The sequence below is a fragment of the Paraconexibacter sp. genome, assembly GCF_059438195.1.
Map to the genome: position 1 here is coordinate 1 of NZ_JBLKKY010000090.1, position 13606 is coordinate 13606.

General features: G+C 74.0%; 7 protein-coding genes, 1 pseudogene and 1 riboswitch. All 8 genes and pseudogenes read right to left on the reverse strand.

Going from position 1 to position 13606, the window contains the following annotated elements; all coding sequences use genetic code 11:
* Positions 1 to 193: 193 nt before the first annotated feature.
* Positions 194 to 2407 carry an NAD(P)-binding protein gene (locus tag ACME2J_RS20340; protein WP_495546776.1) on the reverse strand — a complete coding sequence of 738 codons (2214 nt, stop codon included), beginning with the start codon at positions 2405 to 2407 and terminating at the stop codon, positions 194 to 196.
* A 10-nt stretch (positions 2408 to 2417) separates the two neighbouring features.
* Entirely contained in the window at positions 2418 to 3509 is a 1092-nt protein-coding gene (locus tag ACME2J_RS20345; protein ID WP_495546777.1) for a hypothetical protein, read from the reverse strand.
* Positions 3509 to 6580 (reverse strand): AAA family ATPase, encoded by a 3072-nt coding sequence (locus ACME2J_RS20350; protein WP_495546778.1) that lies wholly within the window; start codon positions 6578 to 6580, stop codon positions 3509 to 3511. The genes ACME2J_RS20345 and ACME2J_RS20350 overlap by 1 nt, the downstream gene beginning before the upstream one ends.
* 91 nt (positions 6581 to 6671) lie before the next feature.
* Positions 6672 to 8330 (reverse strand): 2-isopropylmalate synthase, encoded by a 1659-nt coding sequence (locus ACME2J_RS20355; protein WP_495546779.1) that lies wholly within the window; start codon positions 8328 to 8330, stop codon positions 6672 to 6674.
* A gap of 210 nt (positions 8331 to 8540) precedes the next feature.
* Positions 8541 to 9986: a hypothetical protein gene (locus tag ACME2J_RS20360; protein ID WP_495546780.1), complete on the reverse strand. Its 1446-nt coding sequence runs from the start codon at positions 9984 to 9986 to the stop codon at positions 8541 to 8543.
* A 161-nt stretch (positions 9987 to 10147) separates the two neighbouring features.
* Positions 10148 to 11755 carry a phosphoglycerate dehydrogenase gene (gene serA / locus ACME2J_RS20365; protein WP_495546781.1) on the reverse strand — a complete coding sequence of 536 codons (1608 nt, stop codon included), beginning with the start codon at positions 11753 to 11755 and terminating at the stop codon, positions 10148 to 10150.
* 72 nt (positions 11756 to 11827) lie between these two features.
* Positions 11828 to 12961 (reverse strand): phosphoserine transaminase, encoded by a 1134-nt coding sequence (gene serC, locus ACME2J_RS20370; RefSeq protein WP_495546782.1) that lies wholly within the window; start codon positions 12959 to 12961, stop codon positions 11828 to 11830.
* Between the two features lie 29 nt (positions 12962 to 12990).
* A riboswitch (ZMP/ZTP riboswitch) is annotated at positions 12991 to 13077 on the reverse strand.
* Positions 13078 to 13433: 356 nt separating this feature from the next.
* A pseudogene (locus tag ACME2J_RS20375) lies at positions 13434 to 13606 on the reverse strand (ketol-acid reductoisomerase); the annotation flags it as partial.

The window sequence follows — 13606 nt, forward strand, 5'->3', positions numbered from 1 at the left end:
CGGTCCGCGGCGCGCGGCCCCCCGGCGGGCGGCCACGCACCGCGAGGCTCTCCTTCAGGCCGTCGAGGACGTGCTCGATCGCCTCGTAGCCCGCCGTGACGCCGTCGCTGATCCCGGCGGCGAGCGGATCGATCCTCCGGCGCGGCGCGTCGCGCCCGTGGTCACCCTGCGACGGCATGGCGTCTCTCCTTGCTCATGGGGCGTCGTCCCCGATGATCGGCTTGATCTGCGAAGGGTCCCCGAAGGCGGCGTGGACGGCGTTCGCGGCGCGCATCCCGCCGATCGTCGCCGCCTCGACGCACCCCGCGTCGATGACGCAGGCCGTCCAGTCACCCGCGGCGACGAGATTCGCGAAGCCCGTCTCGCCCGGGTGGATCCGGTGCGCGCCCGAGCCCGGGACCGAGAGGACGTAGCGCTCGGACGGCTCCACGTTGGCGCGGAGGTACTGATGGTCGAGCCGGGCCTCCCCCACGACGCCAGGCGGCGCGACGAGGCGCTCCCAGTCGAGGACGCCGGTGAGGGGATCGACCGCCTGCGGCCACAGGACGCCCACGTCGCGCTGCAGGAACCGCAGCGCCTGCGCGCGCACGACCGCGCGCCTCTCGGCGAGCCACGTGCCGGCGGCGCCCCTCGGCGGAGGCGGCGCGTCCGCGAGGACGTTGCAGAAGTAGGCGACCGTCGCCGCGGGGACGTCCTCCTGGGAGACGAGGTGCGGCATGTCCGCCCAGGTGTCGTACGGCTCGACGAAGCCGCCGACGATGGTGCCGTCCTCGTGGTCGCCGAGCTGCGAGGCGGGCCTGTCGAGCCACAGCTGCATCGCCTGTGTCGGGACGGTGCGGAGATGGTCGACGGCGGCCTGCCAGCGCGGCGACTGGGCGACGAGGTCCCCGGCGACGAGCGGGACCGTGGAGATCGGCAGCCCGAACACGACGACCTCGAAGCCGTCGGCGGGCGCGCCGTGGCGCAGCACCTTCGTCGCGACGCGCGCGGCGTCGCGGTCCGCGAACCACGACTCGAACGCCTCGGGCGCGGCCGCCGCGGCGGCGGCCTGCGCGAGCGGGACGGTCGGCGCGGACGGCCACAGCCGCACGGGCCCCGCGGTCGTCGCGGGCCCCGGGGCGACCCGCAGGTAGTCCTCGGGGCCGGTTCCCGGCGCGACCTCGGCCTGGACGTCGATCTCGATCTCGGTGACGAGTCCGTTCGCCGCGCGGACCTCCTCGACGCGGTGGAAGAACTCGACCTTGACGCCGCGCTTCACGAGGAGCTCGTACATCGGGGCGAAGACGACGTCCCCCATGCCCGAGAGCATCTTCCACATGAGCGCTCCGCGGTAGGTGAAGAACGTCCGCAGGAGGCCGCGAAGAGCGGTGCCCGCCGCGCACGCGGGGCGGGCGGGGTCCCCGTCGCGATACGCGAACGCGAGGTCGTAGACGACGCCCCGCACCAGCGCGCACTCCGCGCTCTCGCGCTCGGCGCCGTTGGCGCGCAGCCAGTCCCGGAAGTCGATGTCGTCGACGACCGCGAAGCTGTCGGACTCGAGGACCCCGTCCTCGATGACGCCGCGGGCGATCGCGAGCATGACGTCGGCGACGTACCACGCGCGTCGCACGGCGTCCGAGCCCCGGACGACGTCGTCGCCGAGCCCGCGCAGGACGTCGACCGCGAGATCGACGGCTGCGAGGACCGGCCCAGCGGCGTCGAGGAGCGCCGCCGACCCGCCCGCGGCCGCGGCCGCGGCGTCGAGGACGTCGGCGGCGGCGTCGAGCGCGTCGCGGGCGCCGGTGTCGAGGAGCAGCCACGCCCCCCGACTCGCACCGGCGAGCGCCCCGAGCGCCGTATCGGCGGCGCCCGCGCCTCCGGCGACGATCGACGCGTCCTCCTCCGCGCTCGCGAGGGACTCGAGGAGGTCGGCGGCGAGGCGCAGGCACCGCGCCGTGTAGTGCGCGACCGACCAGCGGTCGGGTCGCTCCGCCGGCGGCCTGGGGTCCGGCACGAGCCACGGACGGTCCTCCTCGAAGCGCGCGAACTCGGCGACCCAGCTCGACCAGCAGCAGCCGTCGTGGTCGGTGAGCGCGATGTCCCCGCAGGCCGCGAAGCTCTCCTCCATCGACTGCGCGGCGAGCGGCCACCGCGGGACCCCGGCCTGCGCGAGCGCGTCCAGCTCGTCGTGGCACTCCCGCAGGAGCGCGAACGCGTTCTCGTAGAAGCCGAACCAGATGTGAAGCCCGTGCTCCTCGATCCTCCGCTGGACGCCGCGACCGCTGGCGCCCTTCCCGCCGAGCCGCCACCCCTGCTGGTAGACGGTGATCGCGCCGTACCGGCTCTGCCAGCCGGGCCGCGACAGCTCGAGGGCGGCGGTGACGGCGCCGACCCCGCCGCCGAGGACGACGACCCGCGGGAGGGTCACCGGGCCGCCCTCATGTCGGCGCCCGCCAGACCTCGATGCCCGTCTGGATGCCGAACGCGAGCGTCGCGCGGAACGCCCGGACGGGCGTGAGCGCCTTCCCCGCGGGAAGCCCGAGCTCGCTCGCGAGCGGATGCGAGGCGAGGTCTCCGACCTCGAGGCCGAACTCCGCGGGGTCGAGCAGGTCGTAGGTCGCCCCGACGGGGTCGACGGCGATCGGCGCTTCGATGACGGCCTGGTAGCAGGCCTTCGTCGGGCAGGCGGCGTCGCGGAACTGCTTGAGGAACACGAGGGCGGGGTTCTTGACGAGCTCGGTGGCGAGCGCGTCGGGGTCACTCGAGAGAGGGGCTCCGGTGATCGCGGCGATGACCGGCTTCGACCACGGCGGCGGCGGCGGGGCGGACGGCGGCGGCGGGGAGCCGGGGAGGGTGATCGCCGCGGAGGCGGCCGGCGACGCCGTCGACGGGAGGCCGACGGACACGGAGGCCCCGCCCGGGAACCAGGCGAAGAGCTCGTCCACCCACGAGGAGGACGCCGGAGGCGCCGCGCCGCCTCCGGGAGCCCTGCTCACGGAGACGATCGGCCGCAGCGACGCCGCGTGCGCAGGGCCGAAGGGGTCGAGCGTGAGCGCCCGCACGACGGTCGTCCCGGAACCGTCGAGGGCCGTGGTGAAGCCGTCGTCGAAGTGACCGAGCTGCTTCGGATAGCCGTAGACCTCGCGTCCCGTCGCGACGGTCTGACCCGAGTCGGTGAAGACGTACGGGACGTGCCAGACGAGCCGCTCCTTCGCCGTCATGTCGGCGGCGAGGCACCACACGGCGAGCTCGCGCTCGGGGATGTGCCCGCGGAGGGCGTCGGGCGGCTCCGCCGACCGCATGCGGCCGATCGTCGCGAGGGTGACCACGACGTGCGGGTGCGCGCAGCGGTAGTCGAGCGCTCCCCCGGTCGGGAGGACGAGATCACGCTGGAGGAGCGCGTCGATCGCGTCGGGATCGGCCGGCAGGACGAACCCGCGGATCTCGACGTCGTCCGCGCGGTACGGCGGCCGGTAGACCTGGCGTCCCCCGCGCTCGACGTAGTCGGGCAGAGCGGCGGGGAGCGGCATCAGGCCTCGGCCCCCTGGGTCGGGCCGACCGCCCGGGCTGCGTCGCGGACCCGGCGCAGCTCGGCGTCCCAGAAGCGCTCTCCGCTCACCGCCGTCGAGGCGAGGAGATCCTCGACGATCGCGAGCGCCTCGCCGGACCGACCGGCGACGAGGAGGAACTCGGCGCGGCGCCCGGCGAAGTAGGGGGTCATGAGCACCGGGTGGCGCTGCGTCCCGTCGGCCTCCCGGCCGGTCGCCCTCCACGCGTCGACGACCGCGTCGAGGATCGGGAGGCCCTCGTCGAGCCGGCCGAGCGAGCAGAGCGCGATCGCGCGGTGCAGCGTCGCCGCGCCGAGCCACGTCGCGAACCCGTTGGCCGCGGAGATCCTCAGCGCGCGATCCGCGAGGCCGAGGGCGGCCTCGGCGTCGCCGGCGAGCTGCGCGCGCCACGCGAGCGTGCAGGCGACCCACGCCTCGGTGAAGGCGGAGCGTCGCCCGCCCGGCGGCTGGGACTCGACGAGGGCGAGCGCGCGCGCCGCCGCCCGCGTGCTCTCGTCCTCGTCGCCGAGGAGCCAGTGGGCCGCCGCGAGCGCCGAGCAGCTCACGATCCCGGGATCCTGCGGGAAGTCGGCGACCGGCTCGCTCCCGATGTGCTCGGTCGCGATGAGCAGCTCGTCCCGCGCGCCCTCCGCGTCGCCGAGGTAGAGGCGCTGGTAGCCGACGATCGCCGCGGCGGCCCACCGCAGCCGCGGCTCGCGCGGGTTCGCACCGGCGATCGCGAGGCACCGCTCGCCCAGCGCGATCGCACGCGCGTGCTCGCCGAGCACGAACCAGTACGTCCAGATGCCCCAGAGCGCCGGGAAGATGAGCACGGAGTCCTCGAGCGCCTCGGCGATCGCGGCGGCGGACTCGAACGCGCGGCGAGCGCGCGGCGACGTGTAGCCCTCGGTCGTCGAGAGCGCGGCGCCGAGACCGAGCTGGGCCTCGAGCTCGAACGGCGGGCAGTCGGCGGGCGAGATGCGCGGGAGCAGGTCCAGGACCCGCGAGAAGAAGCCGCCGGCCTCGCGGTGCGCCCCTCCCGCCGCGGCCGCGCGCGCGGCCTCGAGCCACGATCCCGCCGCGCCTACGAGGTCCCCTCCCAGCTCGCGGTGGTGCGCGAGGTCCTCCGGCCGGACGCGGCCCGGCGGAAGGTCGGCCAGGACCGACGCGAGCCGGCCGTGGAGATCGGCGCGGTCGCGGGCGAGCATGGTCTCGTAGGCGACCTCGCGCAGGACGTCGTGACGGAAGCGGATGCGATCAGCGGTCCCCTCGACGACGCGCACGACGACGCCGCGGCCGGCGAGCTCGGCGAGGGAGGGCTCGAGGCTCTCCGCCGGGACGCCGGCGAGCGTGGCGAGCACGTCGACGTCGACGCCGTCGCCGCCGACCGCGGTGAGGCCGACGAGGCGGCGCAGATCGGGTCCGAGCTCGTCGAGCCGGGCCGCGACGAACGCCGTGAGCGCGACCGCCTCGTCGTCGACGTCGCCGGGCGTCGCCGCCGACGACCACGCGAGCTCCTCGAGGTAGAACGGGACGCCCGCGCAGCGCGCGACGATGCGCTCGACGGCGTCGGCCGGGAGCTGCGGGGCGAGGCTGCGCGTGAGCGCCGTCGCGGCCTCGGGCGTGATGCCGCCCAGTCGGATCTCCTCGTCGACGTGACCGACGTCGGGAAGGGAGCCACGGCCGGTGAGGAGCACGACGAGGCCGATCGGCGGCCGTTCGAGCAGCGCCGCGAGGAGCTCGACCGTCGAGGGGTCGGCCGTGTCGAGGTCGTCGACGTGGACGATGACCGGGCCGGCCGCTGCCAGCGCCTCGATGAGGTGGACGACCGCGTCGAACTCCCGGCGCCGCAGGAGGTCCGGCGCGAGGTCGACCTGCACGTCGGCGCCGGCGATCCGTGCGAGCACGGCAGCGGTCTCGGCGTCGTCCGGGGCCCCGGGCAGGCCCGCCAGCCAGGTCGCGACCGTCTCGCACGCGGCGCCGGCGGGATCGGCGGGCCCGACGCCGAGCAGCCGGCGCAGCGCGCGCGACACCGGACGCAGCGGGCTGCGGCGCTGCATGACCGAGCACGAGAGGACGAGCGGTGTCGCGCCCGCCGCGACGGCGGTCGAGACGGCGTGCTCCGCGAGCCGCGACTTCCCGATGCCCGCCTCTCCGGTGAGCGCGACGACGCGACGCTCGCCGGCCGCCGCGGCGCGCCACGCGTCCGCGAGGACGCCGAGGGCGTCGTCCCGACCGACGAGCGCCGGTCGGGGGCGGATGCTCGCCTCGAGCCGCGTCTCCGCGCCGGTCGGCCTGACGACGCGGTGGAGGGCGATCGGGCGCGGGAAGTTGCGGAGCTCGACCGTGCCGACCGGCACGGTGTCGAACCACCCGGCGATGAGGCGGCGCACCGCCTCCGTGACGCGGATGGTGGACGGGTCGGCGGTCGCCTGCACCCGCGAGGCGACGTTCGGCGGGTCGCCGGCGATCTCGTCGAACGACCACGGGCTCGCGCCCACCCGGCCGACCGCGACGGGGCCCGCATCGAGGCCGATGCGCACGGCGGGCCTCTCCCCCAGCCGGTCCTCCCAGCGGTCCCCGAGACGCTCGACGCCCTCGAGGATCGCGCGCGAGGCGAGCGTCGCGCGGCGGGCGTCGTCCTCGTGGGCGATCGGATGGCCGAACTGGGCGAGGACGCCGTCACCCACGTACTTCGTCACGCGGCCCTCGTAGCGCGCGGTCGCGTCGACACACACCCCATACAGGTCGAGCATGAGCTCGCGGTAGGTCTCGGGGCCGACGCGCGCGGCGATCGTCGTCGACCTGATCATGTCGACCGCGACGATCGTGAGCTGGCGCAGCTCGACGCCGGAGGCGCCCGTGCGGTCGAGGCCCTCGCGCGCGGCGGCGACCATCTGCGCGGCGTCGGCCGATCGCGGGTCGATGACGAGCGCCTGCGCGGAGAGGTCGAGAGCGCCGAGGTGATCGCCGGCGCCGAGGGCGGAGCGAGCCGCGGCGAGGAGATCGCTCACGCGCTTCTCCCCTGCCCCGGTGTCGGGCGCCGCTCCCACCGCGCCGCATCGTAGACCTGCGGCGCGGTGGTTGCCACGTTTTCCCGGTCCGTCGGGCCGGGATCTCGGTGTAGACCCTGAGCGGGGGGCGCTACGGCGTCGCGAGGAGCGCCGCGCGGGTCTCGGCAGGCGCCTCGGCGGCCGCCCGGGCCCGCCGGACGGCGTTCGAGAGCGCGCGGGCGTACGCCTCGCCCGCCGCCTCGATGATGTCGGTCGCGACGGCCTGCCCCGCCCCCGTCACGCGCTCGCCGGCGAGCACGCCGGGAGGTCCGGTCGCGACGGCGGCGTCCGGGTCGCCGAGCTCGACGACGACGCTCACCTCACCGAGGGCGTCCTGGCCGCCCGTCACCGCGTCGACGCGGAACTCGCGCAGGCGCGCGTCGATGCCCGAGGCCGCGTTGATCGCGCGGAACACGGCGTCGACCGGGCCGTCACCGGTGAACTCGCCCTCGCGCAGCTCGCCCTCGGGGGTCGAGACGCCGACCCTCGCGTGCGGCGGACGGCGGCTCGAGGCCTCGACGTCGAACCACTCGAGCGAGTAGCCGGGGATCTCCTGGCGCAGCTCGTCGGTGACGAGCGCCTCGAGATCCATCGCGGTCACCTGCTTCTTCTTGTCCGCGAGCTCCTTGAAGCGCTTGAAGGCCGTGTTGAGGGTCTGGCCGTCGATCGGGTAGCCGAGGTCCTCGAGCGCCGACTTGAGCGCGTGCCGGCCGGAGTGCTTCCCGAGGACGATCGAGTTCGCGTCGAGGCCGACCGTCGTCGCGTCCATGATCTCGTAGGTCGAGCGCTCCTTGAGGACGCCGTCCTGGTGGATCCCGGACTCGTGCGCGAACGCGTTGCGCCCGATGATCGCCTTGTTCGGCTGGACCGGGTAGCCGGTGAGCCGGCTCACGAGGCGGCTCGTGCGCGCGATCTCGGTCGTGTTGACGTTCGTGTGGAGGCCGAGCTCCCCGCCGCGCGTGTGGAGGAGCATGACGAACTCCTCGAGCGACGCGTTGCCGGCGCGCTCGCCGATGCCGTTGATCGCGCCCTCGACCTGTCGCGCCCCGGCGAGCACGCCGTGCAGCGAGTTGGCGACCGCGAGGCCGAGATCGTCGTGGCAGTGGGTCGACAGGACGACGTCCTTGAGGCCGGGAGCGAGCTCGGCGAGGCGGCGCAGGAAGTTCGCGTACTCGTCCGGCACGGCGTAGCCGACCGTGTCGGGGATGTTGATCGTCGTCGCGCCCTCGTCGATCGCGATCTGGACGACCTCCGCGGTGAACTCGACGTCGGCGCGCGTCGCGTCCATCGGCGAGAACTCGACGTCCTCGCACAGCTCACGCGCCTGCGCGACGGACGCGCGCGCGAGGCCCTTCACGTCCTCGCGGGTCGCCATGAGCTGGTGCTGGATGTGGATGTCCGAGGTGGAGACGAAGGTGTGGATGCGCGGCCGCTCGCTGTCGCGGACGGCTTCCCACGCGCGCTCGATGTCCTGCGGGTTCGCACGTGCGAGGCCCGCGATGATCGGCCCCTGCACCTCGCGGGCGATCCCGCGGACGGCCTCGAAGTCGCCGGGCGACGAGATCGGGAAGCCCGCCTCGATGATGTCGACGCCGAGCCGTGAGAGCTGCTGCGCGATCTCGAGCTTCTCGGCGGCGTTGAGCGAGATGCCCGGCGACTGCTCGCCGTCGCGCAGCGTCGTGTCGAAGATGAGGACGCGGCCGTCGTCGTCGGGTCGGGCGTCGGGCGTCGGGACTACGTGATCGGGCATGTCGTTCGTTCTCCTCGGGCTTCGGTCTCTACAGCTTCTCGGCTTCGGTTCGCGGCATCGCGGCCGCCACGCGTCATTCCCCCCGAGGGGGGAGGAGGAGAAGTCGGAGATCGAGCCGGAACGACATCGGCGTCGAAGATTAACACCGGCCCGCGAGGGCGCCAAGGCGCATCGGGGGCGGGCTCTCGCGGCCCGCCCCCGGCGCCACGGCTACTTCTTCTGCGAGGAGGAGGCCTCCTTCTCCGCCTCCCGCGCCTTGCGCGCCTTCTCGCCGGCCCGCCGCCGCGCGGCCTGGGCGCCGCGCGAATCGGTGACGCGCGATGCGATGCCGACGCGGTTGCGGGTGAGGGCGATGACGCGGAAGTTCCCGTCCTCACGCTCGAGCCGCTGCCGGTTGATCGGGCCGAGGCGCACGGTGATCTTGCCGCTCTCGCCCGCGTCGAGATCGAGATCGCGACGCCCGACCGTGTTCTTGCCGATCCGGAAGACGGCGCGGCCGGAGCAGAGGCCCGCGCCCTCGGGGCACGTCACCTGGATGCGCAGGCGCGTCGGGTTCTTGCGGTTCGCGTCGAGGACCGTGAACTTCTCGAGCTTCACCGGGTGGGCCGCGTCGCTCGCCCCGGCGACGACCGGCACGGGCACGGCCACCGGGACCGGGACACCGGGAGCACCGGTGGGACCCGTCGGACCCGTGGGGCCGGTCGGGCCCGACGGACCACTCGGCCCGCTCGGACCGGTCGGGCCGGTCGGACCCGTGGGACCCGTCGGGCCGGCGGGGCCCTGCGGGCCCACCGGGCCGCTCGGACCGCCGTAGGACTCGAGGCGGGCGTCGTCGAAGCGGAAGCCCTCACCCGACGTGCCCGCAGCCGCGGTCCCCGATGACCGGAAGAGGAGCGTGTCGGTCGCGGCGACGACGTTCCCGTTGCCGGCCTGCTCGGGGCTGTTGCGGTAGTAGTTCTCCCACGTCTCGCCGGTCACCGCGAGGACCCCGTCGACGAAGACCTGGACGACGTCGTTGTCCGGACCATCGTTGAAGACGATCTTGAACCGGATGTGGTGCGGGACCGAGCGATCGAGGTCGCTCGCGATCTCCTGGCCGATGAAGCAGTTCGGCGCGACGGCCGGAGAGCACTCGGCCGGATCGGGCGTGTCGAAGAAGATGACGTCGACGCCGTCGGCGCTGTCGGAGAGGCCGACGTAGCTGATGCGGTCGCCGAGACCGTTGTCCGGGCTCACCGAGAGGAAGAGCCCCGGCTGCTCGGTCGTCTGCGTCGGCATGACCCGGAACGAGGCCTCGAACGTCGTCTGCCGCACGCCGCCGGAGGCGCCGCCGCGGTCGACCGAGGTCGTCTCACCCGCGGCGTCGACGAGCGACGGCGCGAACGTCTGGTCGCCGAACGACCCCGACGTCACGGCGTTCGAGATGCGCAGGCTCTGCGCCCCGAACGGATGCCCGCCGGGGTTCGCCGCGACGGCCGAGTCGAACGGGCCGGTCTTGCTCCAGCCCGCCTGGCCGTGGATGTCGCCGACCGAGAAGAGCGGCGGCTCGAACGACCATCCCTTCACGTCCGCCTGCGCGGCCGCGACGGGGCCCGCGGCCGCGGCGAGCGCCGCGACGGCGCCGGCGGCACGCAGCCGCCGAGTGAACTCCTGCATGGTGGAACCTCCTGCTGGAACGCGGACGGCTCCCAGCCGCCCCTGCCGACCTGCTTGGTCGCGCGATTCGAGCAGATCTGACAGGTGACGCGGATCTTTTTCCGGCGACCGATGGGAAACCGGCGCCGTGACGCCCTGTCAAACAGGGCGTCGAGAGCAGCTCAGAACGTGATCGCGCGCCCGGCGACGAAGCCGTCGACCTCGACGATCTCGTCGATGACCGACTGCGGGACGGGGGCGTCGGTCGTGATGACCATGACGGCGAGGTCGTCGTCCTCGGCCCGCGTGCGACCGACCGCCGCCTGGTTGATGTTCACGCCCGCAGCACCGAAGACGCCGCCGACCTTGCCGATCATCCCCGGCACGTCCCGGTAGCGGAACACGGCGACGTGGTCGTCGAGCTGGACGTTGAAGCGGTTGTCCCACGCCTCGAGGAGATGCGGCCGATCGTGCCGGCCGAGCGTCGTGCCGACGACGCGCGAGCGCGCGTCCCCGGAGACGACCGTGACCCGCACGAGGTCGGTGAAGTCGCGTGCCGTCGTGCTGCGGGTCTCCTCGACCTCGATGCCGCGCTCGTCGGCGAGCGACGGCGCGTTCACCTCGTTGACGTCCTCCTCCGTGTGCCCCTCGAGAGCCCCGAGCAGGACGTGGAGGACGAGCGGGCGGGCGTCGCGCTCGCCGATGCGCCCGAGGATCTCGACCTCGAGACGGTCGATCGAGGCGCCGTCCGCCAGCCCGACCGCGAGGCGCCCGAGCCTGCGGCACAGCGGGAGGAACGGCCCGAGCACCTCGAGGTCCTCCGCGCCCACGGAGGGGACGTTGACGGCGGTCGTCACGGCGCCGCCGGTGAGAGCGGCGACGACCTGCTCGGCGGCCTGGTAACCGGCGCGGTCGGTCGCCTCGGCCGTCGAGGCGCCGAGGTGCGGCGTGACGACGACGTTGTCGCGGCCGAAGAGCGGGTGCTCGGTGATCGGCTCGCTGCGGAAGACGTCGAGCGCCGCTCCGGCGACCTTGCCGCTGTCGAGGGCGGCGACGAGGTCCTCGTCGACGATGAGCGGCCCGCGGGCGACGTTGAGGATGCGGACGCCGTCCTTCATCTTCGCGAAGGCGTCGGCGTCGAGCCAGCCCTCGGTCTCCGGCGTCTTCGGGAGGTGCACGGTGATGAAGTCCGCGACGCGGTAGACGTCGTCGCTCGTCTCGGCCTTCTCCACGCCGAGGTCGCGATACCGCTCGGCCCCGACGAACGGGTCGTAGGCGACGACGTGCATCCCGAAGCCCTGCGCGCGGTGCGCGACGAGCTGGCCGATGCGGCCGAAGCCGAGGATGCCGAGCGTCTTGTCCATGACCTCGACGCCGGAGTACTTCGAGCGGTCCCAGCGACCGGCGACGAGCGCGGCGTGCGCCTGCGGCACGTTGCGCGCGAGCGCGAGGAGCAGCGCGAGCGTGTGCTCGGCGGCGGTGACGACGTTCGACTGCGGCGCGTTCGCGACGACGATGCCCTGCTTCGTCGCCGCCGGCACGTCGACGTTGTCGACCCCGACGCCGGCGCGGCCGATCGCCCTGAGGTTCCCCGCCTGCTCGAGGACGTCGGCCGTGAGCTTCGACGCGGACCGGATGAGGATGCCGTCGTAGTCGCCGATCGCGGCCGCGAGCTCGCCGTCGGCCCACTCGGTCTTCACGTCGACGTCGAAGTGCTCGCGCAGGAGCGCGATGCCGGAGTCGCCGATCTTCTCGGCGACGAGGACGCGGGGCTTCTCGGGTGTGCTCATTCTCGTTCGCTCCTCGGGCGATGGCAGGCGGTCAAGATGCGGGGGCGGGCGGCGCGGCGGATCGGCGGCACGTCACGCGGAGATGCGCTCGACGACCCAGTCGACGCAGGCGGTGAGCGCCTCGACGTCGGCGGTCTCGATCGCCGGGAAGAGACCGACGCGGAGCTGGTTGCGACCGAGCTTGCGATAGGGCTCGACGTCGACCACTCCGTTCGCGCGCAGGGTCTTCGCGACCTCGGCGGCGTCGACGGTCTCGGAGAAGTCGATCGTCCCGACGACGAGCGAGCGCTGCGCCGGGTCGGCGACGAACGGCGTCGCGAACTCCGACGCCTCCGCCCAGCCGTAGAGGTGCGAGGACGAAGCGGTCGTGCGCGCGACGCACCCGTCGAGGCCGCCGAGCGAGAGCATCCACTCGACCTGGTCGGCGAGGAGGAGCAGAGTCGCGACCGCGGGCGTGTTGTACGTCTGGTCCTTGCGGCTGTTGTCGAGCGCCGTCGTGAGCGAGAGGAACTCGGGGACCCAGCGGTCCGAAGCGCCGATCTCCTCGATGCGCGCGATGGCCGCGGGGCTGAGAAGCGCGAGCCAGAGGCCGCCGTCCGCGGCGAAGCACTTCTGCGGCGCGAAGTAGTAGACGTCGGCCTGCGTGGCGTCGAGCGGGAGTCCGCCCGCGCCCGAGGTGGCGTCGATCGCGACGAGGGCGGGGTGGGCGGGATCGGTCTCCGGGCGCGCGACCGGGACCATGACGCCCGTCGACGTCTCGTTGTGCGCCCAGGCGATGAGGTCGCAGGAGGCGTCGGCCCGCGGCGCGGGCGCGCTCCCGGGCTCGGACTCGACGACGACGGGGTCCTGCAGGAACGGCGCGCCCTTGCAGACCTTCGTGAACTTCGAGGAGAACTCGCCGTACTGGAGGTGGAGCGAGCGCTCGCGGACGAGGCCGAACGCGGCGGCGTCCCAGAACGCGGTCGTGCCGCCGTTGCCGAGCGCGACCTCGTAGCCCTCGGGAAGGGAGAAGAGCTCGGCGAGGCCGCGGCGGATGCGCCCGACGACGTCCTTCACCGGCGCCTGCCGGTGCGAGGTCCCCATGACGGCCGCACCGGGGCCGGCGAGGACGGCGAGCTGCTCGGGCCGGACCTTCGAGGGACCGCAGCCGAAGCGGCCGTCCTGCGGCAGGAGGTCCGACGGGATCTGAAGCGTGGTGGCGGTCACTGGGAGGCCTCCGCGGGGACGAGGGTCGACGGGGTTGCCCAGGCGCGCGGCGGTGTTCGCGCCGCCGCTCCACGGTGGTTGGTTCCACCTCGGTGTCGCCAGTCGCGACGGCGCGCCTCACCCTAGCGAATCGGGGGGCGAGCGCCGGTGAAGCGGCGGTGCCCGAGGCTTCGGTGGGGGCGGGACGTGACATTCCCCTGCGCTCCGCAAGCCGGCCTCCGGCCGTCTCGCGACGCCGCTCCGGGAACGTCACGTCCCGCCTTCACGCGACCAGCAGGTGCCCGATCACGGTCGCTCGCTGATCTGCGGCGCACCTTCTCCTTCTGCGCTCGCTCGCCCTCCGCCCCGCGTGCGTCCCGCAGCGTGTGGAGATCCGGCGACGCCGCGCGTCGTCAGCTCTCCACACGTGCCGAGGACACTGAGCGTGTGGCGAACCAGCGACGCCCAGCGTCGCCGGATCGCCGTACGTCGCTCAGCCCTGCGCGAAGCCCGAGTCGTCGATCCAGGCCATCATGCCGCGGAGCTCCTTGCCGGTGCTCTCGATCGGCTTCGCCGCCTGCTCGGCGCGCATGCGCTTGAAGTTCTCCTGGCCGGCGCGGTTCTCGGCGATCCACTCGCGGGCGAACTCGCCCGACTGGATCTCGC

Excerpts from the sequence above, each read along its gene's own strand:
- ACME2J_RS20345 (WP_495546777.1), bottom strand. The coding sequence starts at position 3,509 with ATGCCGCTCCCCGCCGCTCTGCCCGACTACGTCGAGCGCGGGGGACGC.
- ACME2J_RS20355 (WP_495546779.1), bottom strand. The coding sequence starts at position 8,330 with ATGCCCGATCACGTAGTCCCGACGCCCGACGCCCGACCCGACGACGAC.
- ACME2J_RS20360 (WP_495546780.1), bottom strand. The coding sequence starts at position 9,986 with ATGCAGGAGTTCACTCGGCGGCTGCGTGCCGCCGGCGCCGTCGCGGCG.
- serA (WP_495546781.1), bottom strand. The coding sequence starts at position 11,755 with ATGAGCACACCCGAGAAGCCCCGCGTCCTCGTCGCCGAGAAGATCGGC.